Genomic DNA, 24565 nt, shown 5'->3' on the forward strand with positions numbered 1-24565 from the left:
CGGCACCTTCGTCAACGGCGCACGGGTCGACTCGGCGGTGCTTCGCGACGGCGACGTCGTCACGATCGGCAACATCGACCTGGTCTTCGCCGGCGGCACGCTGGCCCGCCGCGACGAGAGCGCGACCGCCACGCCCACGGGGGGTCTGGACGTGCGCGGCGTGAGCTGGACGATCGAGAACAACAAGACGCTGCTGGACGACATCTCGCTGGGCGCGCAGCCCGGAACGCTCACGGCCGTCATCGGCCCCTCGGGTGCGGGCAAGTCGACGTTCGCGAGGCTGGTCGCGGGATACACGCACCCGACCAGGGGCACGGTCGCGTTCGAGGGCCACAACGTGCATGCCGAGTACGCCTCGCTGCGCAGCAGGATCGGCATGGTCCCCCAGGACGACGTGGTGCACGGGCAGCTGACGGTGCAGCAGGCGTTGATGTACGCCGCCGAGCTGCGGCTGCCCCCGGACACCACGAAGGACGACCGGGCTCAGGTGGTGGCCCGGGTCCTCGAGGAACTCGAGATGACCCAGCACCTGCACACTCGGGTCGACAAGCTCTCCGGTGGCCAGCGCAAGCGAGCCTCGGTCGCCCTCGAGCTGCTGACCGGACCGTCGCTGCTGATCCTCGACGAGCCGACCTCGGGGCTGGACCCGGCGCTGGACCGCCAGGTGATGACCATGCTGCGGCAGCTCGCGGACGCCGGACGTGTCGTGCTCGTGGTCACCCACTCGCTGACCTATCTCGACGTCTGCGATCAGGTCCTACTGCTGGCGCCCGGAGGCAAGACCGCCTTCTGCGGGCCGCCAAGCCAGATCGGGTCGGCCATGGGCACGACGAATTGGGCCGACATCTTCAGCACGGTCGCGGGCGACCCCGACGGGGCGAAGGCGCGCTACCTCGCCCGCACGGGCCCCCAGCCCCCACCGCCCCCTGCGCAGCAGCCCGCCGATCTCGGCGACCCGTCGCACACCAGCCTGTTCCGGCAGTTCTCCACGATCGCCAGGCGGCAGGTCCGGCTGATCTTCTCCGACCGCGGCTACTTCGTCTTCCTGGCCGTGCTGCCGTTCATCATGGGCTCGCTGTCCATGTCGGTGCCCGGCACCGTCGGGTTCGGCATCCCCAATCCGATGGGGGCGGCCCCCAACGAGCCCGGCCAGATCCTGGTGCTGCTCAACGTCGGCGCGGTGTTCATGGGGACCGCGCTCACCATTCGCGACCTGATCGGCGAACGCCCGATCTTCCTGCGCGAACAGGCGGTTGGCCTGTCGACCAGTGCCTACCTGATGGCGAAGGTCTGCGTTTACACGATTTTCGCGGTCATCCAATCGGCGATCGTGACCATCATCGTGTTGCTCGGCAAGGGCGGTCCGACCCAGGGGGCGGTGGCGCTGGGCCGGCCGGGTCTGGAACTGTTCGCCGACGTCGCGTTGACGTGCGTGGCCTCGGCGATGCTCGGGCTGGCGCTGTCGGCCATCGCCAAGTCGAACGAACAGATCATGCCGCTCCTCGTGGTGGCGGTCATGTCGCAGCTGGTTTTCTCCGGCGGCATGATCCCGGTAACCGGGCGGCTCGGGCTGGATCAGATGTCCTGGGCGACCCCGGCGCGCTGGGGTTTCGCGGCGTCGGCCTCCACCGCCGACCTGACCAAATTGGTGCCCGGTCCGCTCAGCCCGAAAGATGCCCACTGGCGGCACACGCCGGGTGCATGGTGGTTCGACATCGCCATGCTGGTGGTCATCAGCGTGTTCTATCTGAGCTTCGTTCGCTGGAAGATCCGGCTCAAGGGCGGCTGAGGCTCCGCCGGCTGAGGCCCGATCAGGCTCCCTTGCGGATCACCTGCTCCGCTGCGGTCCGCATGCGGTCGGACAATTCCAGGAGCGCATGCTCGCCAACACCCAGCGGCAGGGTGTACGCCAGTTGCCGCAATTCGACGGCATAGTTGCGCATGTCTTCGCGGAGGCGGGTTTCAACAGTGGGCATGACTTCTCCCTCAGGCTGCGGCTGGGCAGAGTGCCTGGTCAGCGTCGACCGGCCGATGTAAAAAGCTTGGCAGCCCCTCCGCATATCTGCGAGGGCGACGACGCGAATTAACGGGAGTTTGACAGCGTCTTTACAGCCGGAGCGTCCCGATCGCGCCTCGCGCCGATCGCGAAACCCCCGGCGCGATCTCGCCGTGGCGTTACGCTGGCGCTGCTTGGTGGAAAGGCTTCCCAGAAAGGCACAGGCGCCGGAATGGATTTCGAACTCGACGGCGGGCAGCGCGCCTGGCTCGCCGAGGTCCGCGAGTTCCTCCAGGCCAACGTCACCGCGGAGCTGCGGGCCGAACTCGCCGAGCACGACCTCGAGTTCCCCGACGGCGAGGTCGCGCGGTTCCGCCGCAGGATCGGGGAGAAGGGCTGGTTCGGTCTGAACTGGCCGGCCGAGTACGGCGGACTTGGCCTGAGCGCCATCCACCTGCATCTGCTGATGAGCGAGTTCGAGTACTGGGGCGTGCCCGGGCCCGACCTGACGGTCACGTCCGTCGCGCCGATGATCATGCGGCACGGCACCGAACGGAACAAGTCCGAATGGCTGCCGCTGATCGCCAAGGGCGAAATGATCTGCGCCGTGGGCTATTCCGAGCCCGACGCCGGCACCGACCTGGCCAGCCTGCGCACCAGCGCGGTGCGCGACGGCGACGACTGGGTCATCAACGGCACGAAGACCTGGAACAGCGGCGCGCAGCGCGCCACCCACGAGTGGCTCTGCGTGCGTACCGACCCCAACGGCGTTCGGCACCGCGGCATCTCGGTCATCATCGTCGGAATCGACAGCCCCGGCGTGACTATCCGCCCCCTCTACGCGTGGTCGGGGTACCGCACCAACGAGGTGCACTTCCGCGACGTCCGGGTGCCGGTCACCAACCTGGTGGGCGAGGTCAACCGCGGCTGGACGTACATCACCGGCGCGCTCGACCTGGAACGCGGGGCGCTGACCAACGCCGGCGACCTGCGCCGCGCCGTCGAGGAGCTGCGTGAGCTGGCGCGAACGCCGCGTCGCGACGGCACGGTGCCCGCCGACAGCCCGTCGCTGCGGCGCCGGCTCGCGGAGGCCGAGGCCGACGTGGCGGTGGCCACGCTGATGGGTTACGAGGCCGCGTCCATGCTCGACAGCGGCGTCATCCCTTCGGTGGAGGTCAGTGTCGAGAAAGTCTTCACCAGTGAACTGCGCCAGCGCATCGCGTTGCTCGCGCTCGATTTGCTTGGCCCGGACGGTTTGTTGGCGCACCGCAGCCAAGGGTCCCCGCTGGGCGGCAAGTTCGAGCGGCTCTACCGGGCCGCGCCGCTGATGCGGTTCGGCGGCGGCACCAACGAGGTGCTCCGCGACGTCATCGCCCAGCGCGGGCACAAGATGCCCAGCTATGGGCGCTGACGCATGAAAGCGATACCCACCGCCGAACAGCGCGAGTTCGCCTCCTCCTTGCGCGCCCTGCTGGCGGCCGAGAGCCCCGTGTCGTCGGTACGCGCGCTGAACGACCCGGACGCGGACCGCCACACCCCGGCGCTGTGGAAGGCACTGACCGACGCGGGCGTCCTCGGGCTGGCCATCGCCGAGGAATACGGCGGCTCGGGCGGCTCGCTCGACGATCTCGCCGTCTTCTACACCGAGGCCGGTCGCGCGCTGTGCCCGACGACGGTTTACAGCAGCATTCAAGCGGCGCTCGCGGTGGACCAGCTCGGCTCCCCGAAAGCCAAGGACACCTGGCTGCCGCCCCTGGGGCGCGGCACCATCCGCGGGGCCACGGCGCTCTGGAGCGCCCGCGACGCCGCCGTGGTGTCGGCGCCGCTGCGCGCCGACCCCGTGTCGGGGCAATGGCGGTTGAACGGCACCGTGGACTACGTCGCCGACGCCGACGTCGCCGACGTGATCGTGATTTCGGCTGCGGCGCAAGACCGTACGTGTGTCTTCGTCGTCGATGCCCACGCGACGGGGGTGGCCGTGGAACCGCTCGCCGTGGCCGGCGGGAGCCGGGCGTTCGCCGTGCGCTTCGACGACGTCATGGTCGCGGCCGAGGCGCAGCTCTGTGAGGTGTCCGAATTGGAACTGCGCCGGGTGGCCAATGCGGCGGTGGCATTGGGATCGCTGGACCTGGTGGGAGTCGGGCAGGCGGTCATCGACCGCACCGTCGACTACACGACCCTGCGCCACCAATTCGGCCGGCCCATCGCCTCTTTCCAGGCCGCCCAGCACTTGGTCGCCGACATGCACATCGCGCTGGCGGCGGCGCGGTTGGCCGCGCATGCGGCCGTCTTCTGGATCGGGCGCGGCCGCACGGGGACGCGGGAGACCGCGATCGCGCGCATGCACGCCGCCACCGCGGCCCGGCTGATCACGTTGGACGCGCACCAATTGCACGGCGGCATGGGGTATGTCACCGAAACCGACCTGCACCTGTGGACCGAGCGGGCCCGGTTTGGCTCGACGTGGGGCGGCGGGGCGGACGTCGCCGCATCGTGGCTGGAGGAGACCTTGGAATCAGGAGAGAGCCGGTGAGTGAGGACAGCTTGATCGACGCCGAATCGGCGTCGCGCGTCGGCACCGTTGCCGCCACCGCGACGGGGGAGGTCAATCGGCGCGACTGGCAACGCTGGGCGGCGGCGGTCGGCGACCACAACCCCTTGTGGTTCGACCCGGAGTACGCCAGGGCCAACGGCTTTCGCGACATCATCTGCCCTCCGCTTTTTCTGCAGTACGCCGTGCTCGGCGTCACGCATCTCGAGGCGCTGCGGCCCGACGGCTCCTCGGGCGCGGTCTCGGGCAGCCTCGCGTTCCCCCGCGCCCCCAAGCGGATGGCCGGTGGCGAAAGCTTCACCTTCCACCTGCCCGCCTACCACCGCGACGACGTCGAAATGGTGCGCAGCATCGAGTCCATCGTCGAAAAGCGGGGCCGCTCCGGCAGATTCGTGTTGGTCACCTGGCAGACGGTGTACCGCAACCAGCATCGAGACCTGCTCGCCGAAGCGTCGACTTCGATGATCGCGCGTCCCTAGGAGCTTCATGGCCGGCCAAGTTTTCTATGAGGACGTCGAGGTGGGTGACGCGATGCCCGAACTCACCGTGACCGTCGACGAGACGCAGCTGTTCTTCTTCAGCGCCGCCACCTACAACGGCCACCGCATCCATTACGACAAGGACTGGGCGCGCACGGTCGAAGGCTACGACGACGTGCTGGTCCATGGCCCGCTGCAGGCCGCGCTGCTCGGCCGGGCGATCGGGGACTGGATCGGCGGGCGTGGTCGGCTGGTGTCCTTCTCCGTCCAGAACCGCGCGGTCGCCCATCCCGGCCAGCCCCTGAGCTTCGGCGGCACGGTCACCGCCAAACGCCTCTCCGACGAGGGCGCCGGGTTGGTGGACCTCGACATCGCCGGGCGCCGTGAGGCGACGGTGCTGATGCCGGGCACGGCGACGGTCGAACTACCCCGCCGCGGAGCGCCTCGGGGAGTCGATCAGTGACCGGTCTGCGGGGCGAGGCCGCGATCGTCGGCATCGCCGAGTTGCCGGCGCAGCGGCGGCCCACCGGCCCGCCGCTGTTCACCCTCGACCAGTACGCGCTGCTGGCCAAATTGGTGATCGAGGACGCCGGCGTGGACGCCGCGTGCGTCAACGGCCTGCTGACCCACGGCATCGCCGAGTCGGCGATGTTCGCACCCGCCACCCTGTGCGAATACCTCGGCCTGCCACTCGATTTCGGTGAGCGCGTCGACCTGGGCGGAGCCACGGCGGCGGGCATGATCTGGCGGGCCGCGGCCGCCGTGGAGCTCGGCATCTGCGACGCGGCCCTTGCCGTGGTTCCCGGATCGGCTTCGCAGCCGCAATCATTAAAGCGGCCACCACCCACACCAAACTGGTATGGCGCGTCATCGAACAACTACGGATCGCCGCAAGCGGAATTCGAGATCCCGTACGGCAACGTCGGCCAGAACGCGCCGTATGCGCAGATCGCCCAGCGCTATGCGGCCGAGTTCGGTTACGACCCTGCCGCGGTGGCCAAGATCGCCGTCGACCAGCGCACCAACGCGTGCGCCCACCCGGGTGCCGTCTTCCACGGGACCCCGATCACGGTCGACGACGTTCTCGCCAGCCCGATGATCGCCGACCCCATCCACATGCTGGAAACCGTGATGCGGGTGCACGGGGGAGCGGGCGTGCTCATCGCCAACGCCGACATCGCCCGGCGCGGCCGCCACCGCCCGGTGTGGATCAAGGGCTTCGGCGAACACATCGCCTTCAAGACCCCGACCTATGCCGAGGACTTGCTGCGCACCCCGATCTCCCGCGCCGCCGACCGGGCGTTCGCGATGGCCGGCCTGAACCGGTCCGAGGTGGACATGGCGTCGATCTACGACTGCTACACCATCACCGTGCTGATGAGCCTCGAGGACGCCGGCTTCTGCGCCAAGGGCGAAGGGATGTCCTGGATCGCCGGCCACGACCTGACCTACCGCGGCGACTTTCCGCTCAACACCGCCGGCGGCCAACTGTCGTTCGGCCAGGCCGGCATGGCCGGCGGCATGCACCACGTCGTCGACGGTGCCCGGCAGGTGATGGGCCGGGCCGGCGATGCGCAGGTGTGCGACTGCCACACCGCTTTCGTCACCGGCAACGGCGGCATCATGAGCGAGCAGGTCGCCCTGCTGATGCGGGGGGACTAGCGATGAGCATCCCCGTTCCCGAGCCGACGCCGGTGTCGCGGCCGTTCTGGGACGCCCTGGCCCAGCACCGCATCCTGGTGCAGTACTCACCCTCGCTGGGGCGCTACGTGTTCTACCCGCGCACCCTTGCGCCGGGAACATTGGCCGACGACCTGGAATGGCGCGAAATCGACGGCGCCGGAACGCTGTACACGTTCACGGTCGCGCGCAGGCCCACCGGACCGCCCTGGGCCGATTCGCTACCGCAGCTGCTCGCCGTCGTGCGGTGGGACGCGGGACCGAAGTTCAGCACCGAGCTGGTGGACGTCGACCCCGCGGACGTCGGAATCGGCATGCGTGTCGAGCCGGTGTTCTACGATCTGCCCGAAGACGGGATCACCCTATTGAAGTACCGGCCGGCGTGACCGACTCAACGAGGAGCTCGGGAGGTGTAGATGGACGATCCGTTTGACGGCGTCCAGGCGATGCTGCGTGAGTTGGACGCGGGATTCCCGCCCGTCGAGACGATGACCGCCGAACAGGCCCGCTCCGCGGTCGCCCAGCGACGTCAGCCCGTCGGCAACCTCGACGACGTCCACCGCACCGAGGACCGGGCGATCCCGGGCCCCGCCGGCACCATCCCCGCGCGGGTCTACTACCCGCACGGCGGGCCGCAGGACGACCGCGCCGCGGTCGTGTTCTGCCACGGCGGTGGATTCGTCTTGTGCGACATCGAGTCCCACGATGGCTTCTGCCGGGCACTGGCCCGCGGCGCCCAGGCCGTCGTCGTGTCGGTCGGCTACCGCCTCGCGCCCGAACACCCGGCCCCCGCGGCCGCGCTGGACGCCTTCGCGGCGTTCTGCTGGGTGGTCGACCACGCGGCCGAGCTCGGCATCGACCCGGCGCGGACCGCCATCGCCGGTGACAGCGCCGGCGGCAACCTCGCCGCGGTAACCGCCATCCTGTGCCGTGAACGTGCCGTGGCCGGGCCGGCCGCGCAGCTCTTGATCTATCCGGTCATCGATCCGTCTTTTGACACCGACAGCTATCGACGCTGCGCCACCGGCTACTTCCTCACCAGCGCCGCCATGCAGTGGTATTGGGGCCAATACCTCGGCGCCCAAACGCTTTTGGGCGAGCCGCACCTGGTGGCGCCGGCCCGCGCGGAGTCGCATGCCGACCTGCCGCCCGCGGTGATCGTCACCGCGGGCCTCGATCCGTTACACAGCGAAGGTTGCGGCTACGCGCGCCGGTTGCGCGATGCGGGGGTGCGCGTGGTGCACCGCGACTTCCCGGACCTGTTCCACGGCTTCCTGACCATCCCGTCTTTCCCGCCGGCGGCCTCCGCGCGCGACCTGATCTGCGCCGACCTGCGGGAGTTACTCCAGCCCACGCTCTGCGAGTCGACATGACGCAAGCCGACATGGTGGTCATCGGCGCGGGGTTCGCCGGGCTCTACGCCGTGCACCGGGCCGCGTCGGCGGGCCTGTCGGTGATCGGCCTGGAGGCGGCGCCCGACGTGGGCGGCACCTGGTACTGGAACCGGTACCCGGGCGCCCGGTGCGACGTCGAAAGTGTCGACTATTCCTACTCGTTCGACGAGGACCTGCAACAGAGCTGGACGTGGACCGAACGCTTCGCCGCCCAACCGGAGATCCTCGCCTACCTGCGACACGTCGCCGACCGGTTCGATCTGCGTCGCCACTACCGATTCGGCGTCGACGTCGTCGGCGCCGCATTCGAGGAAGGCCAGTGGCGGGTCCGCGCCCGGGACGGACAGACCTACACCGCCCAATTCCTCATTTGCGCGACGGGCTGTCTGTCGGCCGTCAACCGCCCCGACATCCCCGGCGTCGACGATTTCGCGGGCGAGGTGTACTTCACCGCCGCGTGGCCGCGCGACGACCCAGACCTGCGTGGCAAGCGGGTGGGCCTGATCGGCACGGGATCCTCTGGTATTCAAGCGGTCCCGATCGTCGCCGCGCAGGCGGATCGGCTGGTGGTATTCCAGCGGTCCGCGAACTACAGCATCCCGATGCCCAACCGCCCCTGGACTCCGCAGGAGCAGCAACGGATCAGGGAGGAATATCCCGAGCGCCGCCGCGCCTCGGCCTACGCGGCCTCGGGCACCCCGCACGGCACGTACCACAAGAACGCGGTCGACACCGAACCGCAGGAACGCGCCGAGGCTCTGTGGCGGCGCTGGCGCGAGGGCGGCGTGCTGTTCGCGAAGACGTTTCCCGATCAGAATTCCGACCTCGCCGCGAACCACATCGCCCGGGAGTTCGCCGAGGAGCGCATCCGCGAAATCGTCGCGGACCCCGTCGTGGCCACCGACCTCATCCCCGTCGACCACCCGATCGGGACGAAGCGAATCTGCACCGACGGGGGCTACTACGCCGCGTTCAACCGCGACAACGTCACGCTGGTGAACCTGCGCCGCGAGCCCATCGAGGCGATCACCGCCGACGGCGTGCGCACCAGCGCGGCGACCTATCCCTGCGATGTGCTGATCTTCGCCACCGGCTTCGACGCGCTGACCGGCGCGCTGACCCGCATCGACCCGGCGGGGCCCACGGGGGTCCGACTGCGCGACGTCTGGGCCGACGGACCCCTGACGTTCCTCGGCCTCATGGTGCCCGGCCTGCCGAACCTGTTCACCATCAGCGGCCCTGGCAGCCCCTCGGTGCTCGCCAACATGGTGCTGCACGCCGAGGTGCAGGTCGACTGGGTCATCGGCCTGGTGCTGACGGCCCGCCGCCTCGGCGTGACGGAGGTGGAGCCGCGCCGCGACGCCGCCGAGGCCTGGACCGACCATGTCGCGCAGGCGGCCGAGGGGACGCTCTTCCCGAAAGCGGCATCGTCGTGGTACCTGGGCGCCAATATCGAAGGCAAGAAACGGATTTTCATGCCGTACGCCGGTGGGTTCGGCACCTACCGGCGCCACTGCGAAGATGTGGCGCGTCGCCACTACGCCGGGCTGGTGCTGACCACGCGATGATCGAGACCGTTCAGCAGCTGCTGCGGCAACGTCGCGACGACGACACCCCGGCCGTCGCCGCCGGCGAGCGCACCTGGACGTGGCGCGACCACCTCGCCGAGGCCGAGGCGGAGGCCGCCGCGCTGATCGGGATCGCCGACCCGGCGCGTCCACTGCACGTCGGTGCCCTGCTGCCCAATTCCCCGGCGATGCTGCGCGCCATGGCCGCCGCCGCGCTGGGCGGCTATGTGCTGTGCGGGATCAACACCACGCGGCGCGGGGCCGGGCTGCTCGCCGACATCCGGCGCTCCGACTGCCAACTGTTACTCATCGACCCGGAACACCGCGAACTGCTGGATGGCCTGGACCTCAACGGGATTCAGGTGCTGGACGTGACGGGCCGGCGCTACGCCGAACTGGTGGCCGTCGCGCCGCCCCTGGTTCCGCACCGCGAGGTCACCGGCGGGGACACCTTCATGATGATCTTCACCTCGGGGACCAGTGGTGATCCGAAGGTCGTCCGGCTCGCGCACGCGATGGCGGTCATGTGCGGTGCCAGCCTGATCTTCCAGTACGACATAACCGCCGACGACGTCTGCTACCTGTCGATGCCGCTCTTTCACTCCAACGGCATCGCCGCCGGGTGGGCGGTCGCGATCGGTGCGGGCGCCACCATGGTCCCGGCCCGGTTCTCGCCGTCACGCTTTCTCGACGACGTGCGCCGCCACCGCGTGACCTACCTCAACTACGTCGGCAAGCCCCTCGCGTTGATCCTGTCCACCCCAGAGCGGCCGGACGATGCCGACAACACGCTGCGCGTGGCGTTCGGCAACGAGGCGACGGACCGCGACATCGCCGAATTCGCAAGGCGTTTCGGTTGCCGGGTGGTGGACAGCTTCGGTTCCAGCGAGTTCGCGGTCATCGTCGTCCGCGAGGACGGCACCCCGCCCGGATCGATCGGCAAACCGTATGCGGGAGTAAGCATCTACAACCCGACGACGTTGCGGGAGTGCGCGGTCGCGGAATTCGACGAGCACGGGGCGCTGACGAACTTCGACGACGCGGTCGGCGAGCTCGTCAACACCCAGGGCGCCGGCCCGTTCGTCGGCTACTACAACGACCCGGCCGCCACCGCTCAGCGGATGCGGCACGGCATGTACTGGTCGGGCGACCTGGCCTACCGCGACGCCGAGGGCTGGATCTACCTGGCCGGCCGCACCGCCGATTGGATGCGGGTGGACGGCGAGAACCTCGCGTCGGGGCCGATCGAGCGGATACTGGAACGCCTGCCGGAGGTGAGCCAGGTCGCGGTCTACGCGGTGCCCGACGAACGGGTGGGTGACCAGGTGATGGCCGCGCTGGTGCTGCGCGGCGAGGCACGGTTGGAGCCCGACGCCTTCGCCAGCTTCCTCGCCGCGCAACCAGACCTGTCGCCCAAGGCCTGGCCGCGGTACGTGCGCATCAACGCCGAGCTGCCGACGACGGCGACGAACAAGATCCTCAAGCGCGCACTGGCGGCCGCGGGCATCAGCGCCGAGGGTGGCGTGTTGTGGGCGCGCCCGGCGCGGGGGACGGCCTACCGTCAGCTGACGGCTTCGTCGGCCTGAGCCGATTCGGGAACCTCCTGCGGCGCTTCCCCGAACCGCGCCAGCACGAGAGTCGCCGACACGGCCACCGCGAAGCCCGCGATGACCAGCCAGCCGAGCCCGTCGCGCGCGCTGTCGCCCAGCCACACCGCCCCGACGAACGCGGGCGCGATGGTTTCGCCGACGACCATCCCGGCGACCGCGGTGGTCACGGACCCGCGGTGCAGGGCGGAGGTGAGCAGCAGGAAACCGGCCGCCCCGCCCGCGGCCGCCGCGTAGAGCGCCGGATTGGTGTAGAAGGCGCGTTTGGTCGGATCGATGACGTCGATCAACCGCACGCCGACCTCAATGACCCCGAAGCCGGTCCCGGCCGCCAGCCCCAGCGACAGCGCGCGCGGGCGGTCCGGCAGCCGGCCCGTCACCGCGCCGGCGATGAATATCGCGGCCACCACGCCCAGCAGGGCCCACCCGAGACCGGCCGGGGCATGCCGAAAGTGCCCGGGCCCGGCCGCGAGTGCGAGCACGACGAGGCTCGCACAGACCACGCCCACCGCGGTCCATTCGGACGGAGACAGCCGCGCCGACAGCAGCCAGGCGGATGCGATCCCGGTGACGGCGATCGAGGCGGCCAACGCCGCGGCGACCACGTAGATCGGCACCAGGCGCAACGCCGCCACTTGCAGGAGGAAGCCGACGCCGTCCAGGCCGACGCCGACGAGGTATCGCCACTGCCGGGCGGCGCGCATCAACAGCACGGTATCGACGCCCGAGCCGCTGCCGGCTTCCACCGATCGCGTCGCCGCCGCCTGCAACACCGATGCGGTGCCGTAACAGACCGAGCAACCCAACGCCAGGAGGAAGCCGATCAGCACACCTCGAACAATAGGCGTCGGCGAAGAGCGGTGCTGCCGAGCGGCTGGCTGAGAATTCTCTGAACAAATGTTTGGGCGGCGTGCGGTCCGGGCACGTCACACGTACGCATGGCGTCAGCTCCGGATATCCCGCGATCGGTGATAGTGAACAGCCGTGCGTTCTACCTATGGCCATTGAATGTCTGTCGAACAATGCACTACAAGGCAATTCGAAGCAGATGTTTAAAGTGAGTGTACAACTGTGTACTCTGACGGCATGGCTGAACGAGGCGCCCAGCCCCAGGTTCCGCGGGGACGACGGTTGTTCCTGCGGGCGGTGCGGCGCTTGTTCAGCCCGCTTCAGCCCGACGACTACCTCGAGATGATCAACCCGCTGTGGACCACCAAGGAACTGCGCGGGAAGGTCGAAGCCATCGAGCAGCAGGGCTCGGAAGCGGCAAGCGTTCTGATCCGCCCGGGATACGAATGGCCGGGCCACAAGCCCGGTCAGTACGTGCGGCTCGGCGTGGTCATCGACGGTGTCTACCACTGGCGCGCGTACTCGCTGACTTCGGATCCCGTGCCCAAAGACGGCCTTATCAGTGTCACGCCCAAGCGGGTCGACGGCGGCGCCGTGTCGCCGTATCTGGTGCACAAGATTCAGCCCGGCGACCTGGTGCGGCTCGGCGAGATCGAGGGTGTTTTCACGCTGCCGGAGCCCGTGCCGGACAAGATGCTGTTCATCAGCGCCGGCAGCGGCATCACGCCGATCATCAGCATGCTGCGCAGCCTCGATAGCCGCAACGAGATGGGCGACGTGGTGGTCATTCACTCCGCGCGCACTCGTGAGCAGACCATGTTCCTCGAGGCGCTCGAAGAGCTCGCCGGCCGCCACGACGGGATGCGGCTGGACCTGCGCCTCACCTCCGAACAGGGGCGACTGACCCCCGAGGACCTCGACGACCTGTGCCCCGACTGGCGCGAGCGCGAGGCGTTCTGTTCGGGTCCCGGCGAGATGCTCGACGCCCTGATCGAGCACTGGGAAGAGGACGGGGATCGCGAACGCCTGCACTTCGAGCGGTTCCAACCGAAGATCGGCGGCGACGCCAACGCCGGCGAGGGCGGCACGGTCTGCTTCCTCGACAGCGACAAGGAAGTCGAATGTGACGGCGGCACATCGATTCTCGAGGCGGGGGAGAAGGCCGGCCTCAACCTCGCGTTCGGTTGCCGGATCGGCATCTGCCACACCTGCGTCGGCACGCTGAAGTCGGGCAAGCTGCGCGACCTGCGCTCGGGCGACGTGATCGAACCGACCGAACAGGACGTCCGGATCTGCATCAATACCGCCGAGGGCGACGTCGAACTCGAACTCTGATCGAAAGGAGCGGCTCGTGACAACTGCCGTGAAGAAGGCCGGGGAGAGCCCGCTGTCCCGACTGGGGGAACAAGAACTCGAAAAGCTCGCGAAGGAATTCGACGCGATCCACGACGACGTGTTCGCCGATCTCGGCGACCGCGACCGGCGTTACATCAAGAACGTCATCTCGGCACAACGTCAGATCGTCGTGGCCGGCCGGGTGCTGTTGCTGGCTTCACGCTCGAAGACCGCGTGGTTGCTGGGCACCGCCTGTCTCTCCATGGCCAAGATCTTGGAGAACATGGAGATCGGTCACAACGTGATGCACGGGCAGTGGGATTGGATGAACGATCCCGACATCCACTCCTCGGTGTGGGACTGGGACACGGCGTCGACCGCCGAGTCGTGGAAGCACTCCCACAACTACATCCACCACACCTTCACGAACATCCTCGGCAAGGACAAGGATCTCGGCTACGAGATCATGCGCATCGACCCCAACCAGAAGTGGGCCCCGCGGTACCTGGGCCAACCGATCTACAACCTGCTGCTGACGCTGCTGTTCGAGTGGGGCGTCGCCGTCCACGACATGGACATCGACGCGATACGCAAACGCGAGAAGCCGTGGTCGGAGGTGCGCAAGGACCTCAGAGGCATCGGCGTCAAAGCGCGTGCCCAGATCTACAAGGATTACCTCGGGTGGCCGGCCATCAGCGCCGGGGCCTTCGCACTCACCCAACTGGCGCTGCGCGGACGGCTCGAACAGCCGGCGCAATCCCGCGTCGCCAAGCGGCTCCGCAGGGTGTCCAGCGGCCGCCGCGTCGGCGCCGCGGCGAAGTTCCTCGACAAAGTCGCGCCCGGCGTCGAAAGCACCTACCTGCGCACCCTGACCGCCGACGCGCTGGCCAACGTCATCCGCAATGTGTGGGCGCACGCGATCATCTTCTGCGGCCACTTCCCCGATCAGACGTACACGTTCACGCAGGAAGAGGTCGAGAACGAAAGCCGCGGCGGTTGGTATGTACGCCAATTGCTCGGCGCCGCGAACATCGATGGCAGCCCGCTGTTCCACATCATCAGCGGCAATCTCGGTTATCAGGTCGAGCACCACCTCTACCCGGACATGCCGAGCAGTCGGTACTCGGAGATCGCCCCGCAGGTCAAGGAGATCTGCGAGCGCTACGAGTTGCCGTACAACTCCGGCCGGTTCGGCAAGCAGTGGGCAATGGTGCACCGCAGCATATTCCGGCTCGCCTTCCCGGGCGGTAAGCCCCGGCCGAAGCCGGGCCCGTACCACGGCAACGTGCACCGGCCCGACCCCGAGCGGCCCAGCGAAGGCACCCGGTTCCGCGACCGTGTCCCGGCCGAACACCCGGCCGCGGGCCCCGAACACGACTCCAGCGGCGTCGAGGTGCAGCCGCCACCCCGCGGCAAGGACTGACGCGCGGCGCCGGGTGTAGGGCCCGCGCTCGGCGCTGATCCGCGATATGAACCAATTCCGTCGGCCGATCGTGGATGATCATCGATGGTGCAGGGCATCCGCGGGTCCGACAGCGAAGAGACCGAGCCGGCGACCGATTCCGCCGGTTTCGGATTTCCCGCGCGGCTGTGGAGGTCGCTGGACGAGCACCCGCCGCCTGGTGTCAGGCAGGCACAACGGTGGCGCAGCCCGCTTCGGGGTCCGTGGCTGACCTCCGTGTTCGGTTCGGTGCTGCTGGTCACGCTGCCGATCGTCATCATCACCGGCCTGCTCTCCTACATCGCCTACGGACCTCGGTTCGGCCAAGCCATCCCGGGTGACGTCGGTTGGCTCAAGCTGCCGACGTTCGATTGGCCCACCAACCCGTCATGGTTGTACCGGCTGACCCAGGGGTTGCACGTCGGGCTCGGGCTGGTCCTGATCCCGGTGGTGCTGGCCAAGCTGTGGTCGGTGATCCCGCGACTGTTCGCGTGGCCGCCCGCCCGATCGATAGCCCAACTGCTGGAACGGCTTTCGTTGCTGATGCTGGTCGGCGGCGTCCTGTTCGAGATCGTCACGGGCGTGCTGAACATCCAGTACGACTACATCTTCGGTTTCAGCTTCTACACCGCGCATTACTTCGGCGCCTGGGTGTTCATCGCCGGATTCGTCGTGCATATCGCGATCAAGATCCCGACCATGTGGTCCGGCCTGCGCTCGATCTCGGCGCGTGAGGTGCTGCGCACCGGGCGCGCCGAGACTCGCGCGCAACCGTGGGAGCCGGACGGGCTGGTCGCCGCGGACCCGGAGCCCGCGACGATGAGCCGCCGCGGTGCCCTCGCGCTGGTGGGCGGTGGCGCGGTGTTCATGGCGGTCATCACCGCGGGGCAGACGCTCGGTGGCCACGCGCGGCCCGCGGCCCTGCTGCTTCCGCGCGGGCGCAGCCGCGGCGACGGACCATCCGACTTCGAGGTCAACCGGACCGCGGCGGTGGCCGGCATTTCCTCCGAAAACACCGGCGAACGCTGGCGGCTCACGCTGAGTGGAGGATCCCACGCCGTCGTGCTCGATCGCTCCGCCCTCCTGGCCTTGCCGCAGCACACCGCCACGCTGCCGATCGCCTGCGTGGAAGGCTGGTCCACCACCCAGACCTGGACAGGGGTGCGGCTGGCGGACCTGGCCCGGCTCGCCGGCGTTCCCGCGCCGGAGTCGGCGCATGTCTCGTCGCTGGAGCGCTTCGGCGCATTCGGCAGCGCGACCTTGCAGGGGAGCCAGGTGCTGCACCCCGATGCGCTGCTGGCTTTGCGTGTCAACGGCGCCGACCTGTCGCCGGACCACGGCTTCCCGGCGCGGATCATCGTGCCGGCGCTGCCTGGGGTGCACAACACCAAATGGGTGGAGTCGATAGCCTTCCGGTCGGCCGCAAATGCGTAGCGCCCGAGCGGCTTTCGTACGGCTCTATGGCTCTCGCCCGTGGCATCTGCTGACCTTGATCGCCGGGCTCGCGCTGTTGGCGTATGTCGTGGCCACCATCAAACCGGTCGCGCTGTGGAACCCCCAGGTGTGGTGGCAGTCGATCATCGTGTGGTTCGCGGCGGCCATCGTCGCCCACGACCTGGTGTTGTTTCCGATCTACGCATTGTTTGACCGGCTGCTGTCGCGGTCCGTCGTCCGGCTCGCACCGCGGGGTGTGCCCGTCATCAATCACATCCGGGTGCCCGCGCTGGGCGCCGGCCTGACGCTGCTGGTCTTCCTGCCCGGCATCATCAAGCAGGGTGCCGCCACGTATTCGGCCGCGACCGGCCAGACGCAGGATCCCTTTCTTGGCCGCTGGCTCCTGCTGACCGCCGCGATGTTCGGGGCCAGCGCCGCGATCTACGCGGTCCGCGTGGTGACTGCGCCCAGACGCACCGGGGCGGCACCCGACCTACATGTTGGCGATGATCTGTAGGCGCTGGGCGCTGTATTCGGTGTCGGTGATGGCGCCCCTGGCATGCAGGTCCTCGAGTTGTTTGAGGCGGTCGTAGAGCGGCGGCTCGGGCCGTGGGAGCGGGACCGGGTGAGCGTGGATGCCGCCGGTATGCGGCATCGAGCCGCCCTTGGCGGTCCATCCCGAGCTCAGGTCAATGAGCCGCAGGGCGAACAGCACGCCGGCGCCGGTGATGGGCAGGCCGAGGTAGAGCATCCACCCCAACGGCACGCCGGCCCGGCTCAGCGCGAAATAACGCGTCAGCAGGACCAGCGCAAGCATCCCGCCGGCCAGCAGCACCACGGCCTTGCTTTTCATCCGCCATGAACCTCCGTGTCGGTCGCTGCGGGGCGCAGCGGTGGTGTGGCAAGTGCAACCCGGGCCGGTTGCTACCGATCCCAAGGGAGCTCAGCGCGTTCACCGTCCACGGCCACGCTTGAAGGATTCTTGGTGACTTCTTGGAGTGTTCTTTGAAACCCGCGCGTGTTCTGCGGGTTGCGGGGCGACTAACTACTCTGGTGAGCATGAAAAACAAGCGGACCGGGACGGCGACGGCGTTGTGCGCCTGCCTGGCCGCGCTTGTCTTCACGCCATTCGGCGTCACCCCGGCGATGGCGATGACAAGAACCGTTGGTGCGCTCGGGCTGCCCAGCTCGCCCTGCTTCATCGGCCTCAACTGCGGATGTGTTCAACACTGCCAATCGCCCCCACACCCACGTCCGCCGGCCGTAGCGGGCGATCCACAGCATGCCCCGCCCGCGTCCACGCCACCAAATCCCTAGTCCGACCGGGTAATCGCCTGCTCCGCGGAAAAAGCACACTGGAGAAATTGTGAAGATTCGACGAGCCCAGCCCGTGGCCGCGGTTTGCGGCGTCTTCGCAGCACTCGTTTTGGCGTTCGGCTGGTCGGACGCCGGCACGGTCACCCGGGCGGCAAAACCAACTACTTCGTCCAACACGACGCCGGCGCCCCCGCCGGCCCCGGGCGGCGCCCTGCCGGTGCAACCCGCCGGCGGGGGCGGCTGCATCATCGGCCTCAACTGCGGTTGCACGCGCAACTGCCATAAGCCGCGGCCCCGTCCTCCGGGTCCCGTTAGCGATCCGCAACACGACGCGCCCGCACCGGCCCCGGAGAACCCCTAGCGGGACATAGCCGACGAGGCCGCCGGCCGCTTTCCTATCATCGGCTGATGGAGATCGAGTCCTCGCCGGCGTTCGCTGCCGAGGACTCGGCCCGGTTTCGAGCCGCGGGGTTCTGGTCGGACACGACGTTGTCGGACGCGGTGCGCCGCAACGCCGAACAGTCACCGGATCGGCTGGCCTATGTCGACTATCCGGGGGAGTCGCTGACCTGGCGCCAATTCGACGGTGCCGCAAGCGCGCTGGCCGGGAGGCTGGCCGGCGCGGGGGTCGAGCCCGGCGACCGGGTAGCGGTGTGGCACGGCGATTCCGCGGCCCTGCACGTGCTGTTCGTCGCGATCGAGCGGTGCGGGGCGGTCGTCGTCGGCGTCGGCGCGCGCGCCGGCATTCGTGAGGTCGCGGCGATAGTGAGCAGCGCCCAGCCGAAAATGCTGATCAGCGACCAGCAGCGCGGCGGGGAAGCGGCGACCGTGGCCCACGAGCTTTTATTGCCCACCCTCGTGGTGGACTCCGAAGCCGGAACGCCACGACTGAACGTTCGGGTGCCGCCCAGGGCGCTGACCGGCGAGTCCCGGCTCGGCCCCGACGATGTGTTCCTCATCAACTCAACATCCGGGACCACCGGGCTGCCCAAGTGCGTGGTGCACACTCAGAATCGCTGGTACTACTTCCACCAGAAGGCCGTCGCCAACGGGCTGCTGACGCCGGAAGACGTTTTCTTGCCGGTGATCCCGACGCCGTTCGGCTTCGGGCTTTGGACCAGCCACACTACGCCGATCTACCTCGGTGCCACCGCGGTCATCTTGGGCCGGTTCACCACCGGGGCGACTTGCGAGGCGATATCCAGGCATCGTGCCACCGTATTATGCTGTGTCAGTACGCAATTGACGATGCTGATGGCAGACCCCGCGACCCGCGACCACGACCTGAGTTCGCTGCGCGTCGTGTTCACCGGTGGTGAGGCGCTGCCGTACCGACCGGCGGCAGAGTTCGAGGAACTCACCGGCGCCAAGATCCTCCAGTTCTACGGCTCCAACGAAACCGGGATGCTGAGCGCCACCACCGTCGACGACACGCGGGAACGCCGACTGCGCACCGGCGGGCGGATCGTGCCCGAAATGGCGGTCCGGCTCTTCGACGGGGACCGGGACGTGACCGCGACGGGCAAGGGCCAACCGGCCTGCCGCGGCCCGGCAACCAGCCTCGGCTACCTGGGCGGGACCGATCACGACAAGTTGTTCACCCCGGACGGCTGGATGCGGATGGGTGACATCTGCGAGATCGACGCGGACGGCTATCTGACCGTCACCGGGCGAACCTCCGACTTCATCCTGCGGGGCGGCAAGAACATCAGCGCGACGCAGGTCGAGGACGCCGTCACGACCCACCCCGCCATCGCGGTTGCCGCGGCCGTGGCGATGCCCGATCCGGTGTTCGGCGAAAAGGTCTGCCTTTACGTCGAACTCGTCGACGCGGCCACCCTGGACCTGTCCGAGCTGGTCGAACACCTGCTCTCGCTGGGAGTGTCCAAGGAGCTGCTGCCCGAACGTCTCATCGTCGTCGACGAGCTGCCTCGATCTTCCGGCGGGAAGGTTGCCAAAGGCCGGCTCCGCGAGGATATTCGAGCCAGAACGGAGGCCCGATGACGAATGCTCCTCACCCGCGCCGGGGCGGCCTGGAAGTCTGGGCGCCATCGGTGGTCCCCCCGATCGGAGTTGAGCTGTCCGAGGAGCAGGCGCTCGCCGTGGCCTTCCGCCACCTGGCCGGTATCGGGTTCGCCGAGAACATGGCGGGACACATCACCTGGCAACCGGACGGACGGACGGAGATGTTCGTCAATCCGTGGGGGTTGTGGTGGCAGGAGATCACCGCGTCCGACATCTGCGTGGTCGACGCCGACGCCCAAGTGTTGCGCGGTCGTTGGAATGTCACTCCGGCCATCCACATCCACACCGAGCTGCACCGCGTCCGCGACGATGCCCGGGTGGTCATCCACAATCATCCGTATTACGTCTGCGTCCTCGCGGCGCTGGGCAGGCTGCCCGAATTGGTGCACCAGACCGGTTCGCTGTTCCTCGATGACCTTTGCCTGGTGGACACCTACGACGGCGAGATCGACAGCCCCGCCCGCGCGGCCGAACTGGCGGCCCGCATCGGGTCCGCGAACCTGACCATCCTTGCCAACCACGGCGTCATCGCCACAGGCCACAACCTGGCCGAGGCCGTGTACCGAGCGGCGTCGATCGAACGGGTCTGCAAGCTGGCCTACGACGTGCTGCTCACCGGTATCCAGCCGGTGGCCATGAAGTGGTCCGACATGGCGGGCATGCAGCGCTCGCTCGTCGAACGCGCCGCCGACGTGTACTGGGCGGGGGCGGCCAGGATGACCATCAAGGCCGACCCCGATGTGCTGACGTGAACCGCGTCGTCGCGTGTGCGTCCGCGCTGAAAGCCGTCACCGGACATTCAACGACACCGCCGCGCAAGGAGATTGACGAGTGAAATCGATCGACGACCTGGCCGGCAATCTGAGCTTCACCACCGCGAAGACGGGCGAGCAGCGCTCGGTCACGTTCCTGCCGGACCCGCCCCGCGCGCCCCGGCGCTACACGCTGATCTCGGTCGATGACCACATCGTCGAGCCGCCGGACACCTTCACCGGACGTCTGCCGCGCAGGTTCGCCGACCGCGCACCCAGAGTCGTGGAGACCGAGAGCGGGGGCCAGACCTGGGTCTACGACGGCCGGGAACTGCCCAACGTCGGGTTCAACGCCGTGGTGGGCCGACCGGTGGCGGAGTACGGCTTCGAGCCGGTCCGTTTCGACGAAATGCGCAGGGGAGCCTGGGATATCCACGAGCGCGTCAAGGACATGGACCTGAACGGCATCTACGCTTCGCTCAATTTCCCGTCCTTCCTGCCCGGGTTCGCCGGCCAGCGGCTGCAGCAGGTGACCAACGACCGCGACCTGGCGCTGGCGTCGGTGCGCGCATGGAACGATTGGCACCTCGAGGTCTGGGCGGGCTCTTATCCCGAGCGCATCATCGGATGCCAGCTGCCGTGGTTGCTGGACCCCGAGCTGGGCGCGAAGATGATCTACGAGAACGCCGAGCGTGGATTCCACGCCGTCACCTTCAGCGAGAACCCGGCGATGCTGGGACTGCCGAGCATTCACTCCAAGCATTGGGACCCGATGATGGCGGCGTGCGCCGAGACGGACACCGTCGTGAACCTGCACATCGGCTCGTCGGGCTCCTCGCCGTCCACCACCGACGATGCGCCGCCGGACGTGCAGGGGGTGCTGTTCTTCGCCTACGCCATCTCGGCGGCGGTCGACTGGCTGTATTCCGGGCTGCCCAGCAGGTTCCCCAACCTGAAGATCTGTCTGTCGGAAGGCGGAATAGGCTGGGTCGCGGGCCTGCTCGATCGCCTCGACCACATGCTCAGTTACCACGCGATGTACGGCACGTGGCAGGCTCTCGGCGAAAGCCTCACTCCCGCCGAGGTATTCACGCGGAACTTCTGGTTCTGCGCGGTGGAGGACAAATCGTCGTTCGTGCAGCGCGACCGGATCGGCGTGGACAACATCATGCTGGAAGCCGACTACCCGCATTGCGACTCAACCTGGCCACACACCCAGCAGACGGTCCACGAACAAATCGGTGGCCTGCCCGAGGATGTGATTCGCAAATTCAGTTGGGAAAACGCCTCTCGCCTCTACCGCCACCCGGTTCCGGAAGAAGTGCAGCGCAATCCCGAGGCGTTCTGAACCATGACTACGGCCAAAGTCGACTTCAGCTCTGTTCGTTGGGGCTCCGTGGAATGGACGAACCTCGTCACGCTGTACCTGCGCGCCTACGAAAGCCGCTCCCACCGGCCAGTTTTGGGCGACAAAGCCGCCGCGGATGCGGTGGACCGAATTGACTACGACTTCAAGAGGATCCATCGCAGCTCGCTCCCGGTGTCGAACCAATACCTGGTCGCGTTGCGGGCCAAGGCGCTCGACGACTGGTGCGCGGACTTTTTGCGCCGCCACCCCGACGCGGTGGTCCTGCACCTGGGTTGCGGCCTGGACGGCCGCGCCTTCCGGCTCGCTATGCCGCATTCGGTTTCGTGGTTCGACATCGACCAACCCGGTGTCATCGAACTGCGGCGGCGACTCTACGAGGACACCGAGCGCTACCGGACGATCGGCTCATCGGTGACCGATCCAACGTGGCTGGAGCAGATCCCGACCGGCCGGCCCACGCTGGTGGTCGCCGAGGGCCTGCTGATGTATCTGACCGAGCAACAGGTGCGACAGCTGCTCCAGCGGCTGACCGATCGATTCGATTGTGGCGAAATGCAATTCGACACGCTCTCCGCTCTGGCGCCGCTGCTGTCGAAGCTTTTCACCAGGGGGATCATCAAGTGGGGCATCCGCGACGCGCGGGAGCTGCAGACGTGGAACCCGAGGCTGCGGTTGGTCGAGCAGGCGCCCGCACTCGCGGGCTACCGGAAAATCGAATCGACGCCGGTGCGGTGGATGTACAAGCTGACGTGTGCATCACCCGGCGGCAAGTACGACGTGCTGAACCGCTTCGAGTTCTGACGGCGTCACAAGTCGGAAGCCAGCCGCCGCAGGATGTCGGACGTCGGTTCGGCGGTGGCACTGCGGTACCCGGTGCCCGCCCACAGATGGACATACTCGGGCTTGCCCGCCGCGGCCGCGGCTTTGCGCAGCGGGCTGGTGAGGTAGTGGATGGCGGGATAGCCCAGCGGCGCCTCGGCCTCGTGGGCATCGATGAACGAGTTGCGCAGCCCGCGGGCGGGCCGGCCGGTGAAGGCGTGCGTGAGCACCGTCTCGCTGTAGGCGGGATCGGTCAGGGCAGCCCGGTGCGTGGCCGATGCGCCGCTTTCGTCGGCGCGCAGCAGGACCGTCCCGACCGCGGCCGCCGCGGCCCCCGCGCGGATCACCTCGGCTACGGCGGCGGGCGTGGCGAGCCCGCCGGCGGCGATCACCGGCAGCGGCACCGTCGCGACGATACGTTCGACCAGCTCGGCGATCGGTACCGGCGTCAGCGGCTTCCGCGGCGAGAGCGTGCCCGAGTGACCGCCTGCGGCCGCCGCCTGAACGGCGAGCATGTCCGCCCCGGCGTCGCGCGCCTGTGCCGCCTCCTCGGGCGTGGTCACCGTCTGCACGACGATGGTCCCCGCCTTGCGCAGCGCCGAGATCACGCTGCCCGACGGGATGCCGAACGTGAACGACACCATGGGGACCGGGTCGTCGAGCAGCAACGCGACCTTCTCGTCGAACTTGTCGGTGTCCTCGGCGGGCTCCTGGGGCAGCGTCAAACCGAACTGGTCGGCGTCCCGCTGAACGATAGCGGCGTAGGCCCGATAGGCCTCGGGATCGACCGGTAGGGGATTGGGCGCAAAGAGGTTGATACCAAACGGGATTCCCTCGGCGCGAACATGCTTGAGCTCGGCCTCGACGGCCTCCACGGTCTTGTAGCCCGCGGCGAGCATGCCCAGCCCGCCCGCGCGCGTCGCGGCCGACACCATCGCAGGGGTGGTCGGGCCCCCCGCCATCGGGGCGGCGACCAGCGGAATGGACATCCCGAACTGTGCCAGCATCTCAAAGCCCTTCCGGTGTCGCAGTGTCGCAGGCGCGGAGCACTGCCTCGACAATAACGACGTGCCGTTGCGTCAGCATTCCGCCCGGGGGCGGCACCTGGCAGGATGCTTCAACGTGAAGAGGCCCAACTTCCTCGTGATCGTGGCGGACGACCTCGGGTTTTCTGATATCGGCGCGTTCGGCGGCGAGATCGAGACACCCAATCTCGATCGGCTCGCCCAGGCGGGGATCCGGTTCACCGATTTCCACTCCGCGCCGGCCTGCTCGCCCACCCGGGCGATGCTGCTGACGGGAACGGACCACCACATCGCCGGGATCGGCACCATGCTGGAGGTCGCCGGGCCGGCGTTCCGCGGCGCTCCCGGCTATGAGGGCTATCTGAACGACCGGGTGGTGGCGTTGCCCGAGCTGCTGCGCGACGCCAGATACCTGACGCTCATGTCGGGCAAGTGGCACCTGGGCGCAACCATCGAGACGTCGCCGTGGGCGCGCGGATTCGAGCGCTCGTTTGCCCTGCTGCCCGCGGGGGCCAGCCATTACGGGGGGCGGGCGGCAGACGGCTTCTCGCCCATTCCAACGCTTTACACCGAGGATGACCAGTTCGTCACGGTCGGGGACGACTTCTACTCGTCGGACTTCTACACCGACAAGCTGTTGCAGTACCTGCGCGAACGGGCGCCCGGCGACGACCGGATGCGCCTCGACGTCGGGCGGGCACAGACCCAGCCGCTTGAGGGCCGCGAGCCGCTCTTCGCGAAGCGCGTCCGGACCGGCGTCGTAGCGGCCACGGTATTTCGCGATCGATTCGTCCGGCGCGTGCAGCGGCCAGTGCGGCGCCTGGAAGGGCAGATACGCGAAGAAGGGCCGGTCGTCGCCGGGCGCCCGTTCGCGCAGGTACTGCAACAGCTTGTCGGTGTAGAAGTCCGACGAGTAGAAGTCGT

22 protein-coding genes and 2 pseudogenes are annotated in these 24565 nt (G+C 68.4%); 19 read left to right on the forward strand and 5 right to left on the reverse strand.

From position 1 onward, the window contains the following. Positions 1–1789: ATP-binding cassette domain-containing protein (locus A5711_RS08385; RefSeq protein ID WP_067945381.1), on the forward strand; the 1789-nt coding region annotated here is incomplete at its 5' end. 22 nt (positions 1790–1811) lie between these two features. Here A5711_RS08385 and A5711_RS27185 read toward each other — a convergent pair. After that, positions 1812–1976 (reverse strand): hypothetical protein, encoded by a 165-nt coding sequence (locus tag A5711_RS27185; RefSeq protein ID WP_197500864.1) that lies wholly within the window; start codon positions 1974–1976, stop codon positions 1812–1814. 252 nt (positions 1977–2228) lie between these two features. On the opposite strand from A5711_RS27185, the gene A5711_RS08390 reads away from it, so the two are divergent. From A5711_RS08390 to fadD1, 9 genes are read left to right on the forward strand one after another with little or no spacing between them, the layout of a single operon-like run. Then, positions 2229–3407, forward strand: a complete 1179-nt coding sequence (locus tag A5711_RS08390; RefSeq protein WP_067945383.1) for an acyl-CoA dehydrogenase family protein — start codon at positions 2229–2231, stop codon at positions 3405–3407. 3 nt (positions 3408–3410) lie between these two features. After that, positions 3411–4529, forward strand: a complete 1119-nt coding sequence (locus A5711_RS08395; protein WP_067945385.1) for an acyl-CoA dehydrogenase family protein — start codon at positions 3411–3413, stop codon at positions 4527–4529. Beyond that, positions 4526–5026, forward strand: a complete 501-nt coding sequence (locus A5711_RS08400) for a MaoC family dehydratase N-terminal domain-containing protein (protein ID WP_067945387.1) — start codon at positions 4526–4528, stop codon at positions 5024–5026. The genes A5711_RS08395 and A5711_RS08400 overlap by 4 nt, the downstream gene beginning before the upstream one ends. Positions 5027–5033: 7 nt before the next feature. Beyond that, positions 5034–5489, forward strand: coding sequence for a MaoC family dehydratase (locus A5711_RS08405; protein WP_067945389.1), 456 nt, complete (start codon positions 5034–5036; stop codon positions 5487–5489). After that, positions 5486–6688, forward strand: coding sequence for a thiolase family protein (locus tag A5711_RS08410; protein ID WP_067945391.1), 1203 nt, complete (start codon positions 5486–5488; stop codon positions 6686–6688). The genes A5711_RS08405 and A5711_RS08410 overlap by 4 nt, the downstream gene beginning before the upstream one ends. Positions 6689–6690: 2 nt before the next feature. Further along, a complete protein-coding gene (locus A5711_RS08415; protein ID WP_067945393.1) occupies positions 6691–7092 on the forward strand; it encodes a Zn-ribbon domain-containing OB-fold protein in 402 nt (133 codons plus the stop codon). A 30-nt stretch (positions 7093–7122) separates the two neighbouring features. Continuing rightward, on the forward strand, positions 7123–8079 hold the full coding sequence (locus tag A5711_RS08420) for an alpha/beta hydrolase (RefSeq protein ID WP_067945395.1): 957 nt from the start codon (positions 7123–7125) through the stop codon (positions 8077–8079). Beyond that, positions 8076–9668 (forward strand): NAD(P)/FAD-dependent oxidoreductase, encoded by a 1593-nt coding sequence (locus tag A5711_RS08425; protein ID WP_067945397.1) that lies wholly within the window; start codon positions 8076–8078, stop codon positions 9666–9668. The genes A5711_RS08420 and A5711_RS08425 overlap by 4 nt, the downstream gene beginning before the upstream one ends. Continuing rightward, positions 9665–11254, forward strand: coding sequence for a fatty-acid--CoA ligase FadD1 (gene fadD1, locus A5711_RS08430; RefSeq protein ID WP_067945399.1), 1590 nt, complete (start codon positions 9665–9667; stop codon positions 11252–11254). The genes A5711_RS08425 and fadD1 overlap by 4 nt, the downstream gene beginning before the upstream one ends. Here the strand turns inward: fadD1 and A5711_RS08435 are convergent. Then, on the reverse strand, positions 11230–12105 hold the full coding sequence (locus A5711_RS08435) for a DMT family transporter (RefSeq protein WP_231971924.1): 876 nt from the start codon (positions 12103–12105) through the stop codon (positions 11230–11232). The genes fadD1 and A5711_RS08435 overlap by 25 nt on opposite strands. Before the next feature lie 256 nt (positions 12106–12361). On the opposite strand from A5711_RS08435, the gene A5711_RS08440 reads away from it, so the two are divergent. The 4 genes from A5711_RS08440 (at position 12362) to A5711_RS08455 (ending at position 16851) form a co-directional block, all read left to right on the forward strand. Continuing rightward, entirely contained in the window at positions 12362–13459 is a 1098-nt protein-coding gene (locus tag A5711_RS08440; protein ID WP_067945403.1) for a ferredoxin reductase, read from the forward strand. A 16-nt stretch (positions 13460–13475) separates the two neighbouring features. Beyond that, complete coding sequence (locus A5711_RS08445; protein WP_067945405.1) at positions 13476–14882, forward strand: acyl-CoA desaturase; 1407 nt, start codon at positions 13476–13478, stop codon at positions 14880–14882. An 84-nt stretch (positions 14883–14966) separates the two neighbouring features. Beyond that, a complete protein-coding gene (locus A5711_RS08450) occupies positions 14967–16334 on the forward strand; it encodes a molybdopterin-dependent oxidoreductase (protein ID WP_231971925.1) in 1368 nt (455 codons plus the stop codon). Beyond that, positions 16327–16851, forward strand: coding sequence for a hypothetical protein (locus A5711_RS08455; RefSeq protein ID WP_067945407.1), 525 nt, complete (start codon positions 16327–16329; stop codon positions 16849–16851). The genes A5711_RS08450 and A5711_RS08455 overlap by 8 nt, the downstream gene beginning before the upstream one ends. On the opposite strand, the gene A5711_RS08460 is transcribed toward A5711_RS08455, so the two are convergent. Next, complete coding sequence (locus A5711_RS08460) at positions 16828–17187, reverse strand: SHOCT domain-containing protein (RefSeq protein WP_067945409.1); 360 nt, start codon at positions 17185–17187, stop codon at positions 16828–16830. The two genes, A5711_RS08455 and A5711_RS08460, sit on opposite strands and share 24 nt — an antisense overlap. An 872-nt stretch (positions 17188–18059) precedes the next feature. Here A5711_RS08460 and A5711_RS08465 point away from each other — a divergent pair. The 4 genes from A5711_RS08465 (at position 18060) to A5711_RS08480 (ending at position 22598) form a co-directional block, all read left to right on the forward strand. Then, positions 18060–19655 (forward strand): class I adenylate-forming enzyme family protein, encoded by a 1596-nt coding sequence (locus A5711_RS08465; protein WP_067945411.1) that lies wholly within the window; start codon positions 18060–18062, stop codon positions 19653–19655. Next, complete coding sequence (locus A5711_RS08470) at positions 19652–20428, forward strand: class II aldolase/adducin family protein (RefSeq protein WP_197520202.1); 777 nt, start codon at positions 19652–19654, stop codon at positions 20426–20428. Before A5711_RS08465 ends, A5711_RS08470 begins: the two co-directional genes overlap by 4 nt. A 79-nt stretch (positions 20429–20507) precedes the next feature. Beyond that, the gene (locus A5711_RS08475; protein ID WP_067945413.1) at positions 20508–21776 is read left to right on the forward strand and encodes an amidohydrolase family protein; all 1269 of its coding nucleotides are present in this window, start codon (positions 20508–20510) and stop codon (positions 21774–21776) included. A 3-nt stretch (positions 21777–21779) separates the two neighbouring features. Next, a complete protein-coding gene (locus tag A5711_RS08480) occupies positions 21780–22598 on the forward strand; it encodes a class I SAM-dependent methyltransferase (RefSeq protein ID WP_067945415.1) in 819 nt (272 codons plus the stop codon). Positions 22599–22603: 5 nt separating this feature from the next. Here A5711_RS08480 and A5711_RS08485 read toward each other — a convergent pair whose 3' ends face one another. Continuing rightward, on the reverse strand, positions 22604–23623 hold the full coding sequence (locus A5711_RS08485; RefSeq protein WP_067945417.1) for a nitronate monooxygenase family protein: 1020 nt from the start codon (positions 23621–23623) through the stop codon (positions 22604–22606). On the opposite strand from A5711_RS08485, the pseudogene A5711_RS08490 reads away from it, so the two are divergent. After that, positions 23598–24317, forward strand: a pseudogene (locus tag A5711_RS08490) (sulfatase-like hydrolase/transferase); the annotation flags it as partial. The gene A5711_RS08485 and the pseudogene A5711_RS08490 overlap by 26 nt on opposite strands. Before the next feature lie 111 nt (positions 24318–24428). Here A5711_RS08490 and A5711_RS27505 read toward each other — a convergent pair. Next, positions 24429–24527, reverse strand: a pseudogene (locus tag A5711_RS27505) (hypothetical protein); the annotation flags it as partial. Positions 24528–24565 lie beyond the last annotated feature (38 nt).

The sequence above is a fragment of the Mycobacterium sp. E2238 genome, assembly GCF_001672665.1.
Taxonomy (GTDB): Bacteria; Actinomycetota; Actinomycetes; order Mycobacteriales; family Mycobacteriaceae; genus Mycobacterium.

Coding starts and splice junctions, on each gene's coding strand:
- A5711_RS08425 (WP_067945397.1), top strand. CDS start 8,076: ATGACGCAAGCCGACATGGTGGTCATCGGCGCGGGGTTCGCCGGGCTC.
- A5711_RS08450 (WP_231971925.1), top strand. CDS start 14,967: ATGGTGCAGGGCATCCGCGGGTCCGACAGCGAAGAGACCGAGCCGGCG.
- A5711_RS08470 (WP_197520202.1), top strand. CDS start 19,652: ATGACGAATGCTCCTCACCCGCGCCGGGGCGGCCTGGAAGTCTGGGCG.
- A5711_RS08480 (WP_067945415.1), top strand. CDS start 21,780: ATGACTACGGCCAAAGTCGACTTCAGCTCTGTTCGTTGGGGCTCCGTG.
- A5711_RS08460 (WP_067945409.1), bottom strand. CDS start 17,187: ATGAAAAGCAAGGCCGTGGTGCTGCTGGCCGGCGGGATGCTTGCGCTG.
- A5711_RS08415 (WP_067945393.1), top strand. CDS start 6,691: ATGAGCATCCCCGTTCCCGAGCCGACGCCGGTGTCGCGGCCGTTCTGG.
- A5711_RS27185 (WP_197500864.1), bottom strand. CDS start 1,976: ATGCCCACTGTTGAAACCCGCCTCCGCGAAGACATGCGCAACTATGCC.
- A5711_RS08465 (WP_067945411.1), top strand. CDS start 18,060: ATGGAGATCGAGTCCTCGCCGGCGTTCGCTGCCGAGGACTCGGCCCGG.
- A5711_RS08390 (WP_067945383.1), top strand. CDS start 2,229: ATGGATTTCGAACTCGACGGCGGGCAGCGCGCCTGGCTCGCCGAGGTC.
- A5711_RS08405 (WP_067945389.1), top strand. CDS start 5,034: ATGGCCGGCCAAGTTTTCTATGAGGACGTCGAGGTGGGTGACGCGATG.
- A5711_RS08395 (WP_067945385.1), top strand. CDS start 3,411: ATGAAAGCGATACCCACCGCCGAACAGCGCGAGTTCGCCTCCTCCTTG.
- fadD1 (WP_067945399.1), top strand. CDS start 9,665: ATGATCGAGACCGTTCAGCAGCTGCTGCGGCAACGTCGCGACGACGAC.
- A5711_RS08455 (WP_067945407.1), top strand. CDS start 16,327: ATGCGTAGCGCCCGAGCGGCTTTCGTACGGCTCTATGGCTCTCGCCCG.
- A5711_RS08420 (WP_067945395.1), top strand. CDS start 7,123: ATGGACGATCCGTTTGACGGCGTCCAGGCGATGCTGCGTGAGTTGGAC.
- A5711_RS08440 (WP_067945403.1), top strand. CDS start 12,362: ATGGCTGAACGAGGCGCCCAGCCCCAGGTTCCGCGGGGACGACGGTTG.
- A5711_RS08485 (WP_067945417.1), bottom strand. CDS start 23,623: ATGCTGGCACAGTTCGGGATGTCCATTCCGCTGGTCGCCGCCCCGATG.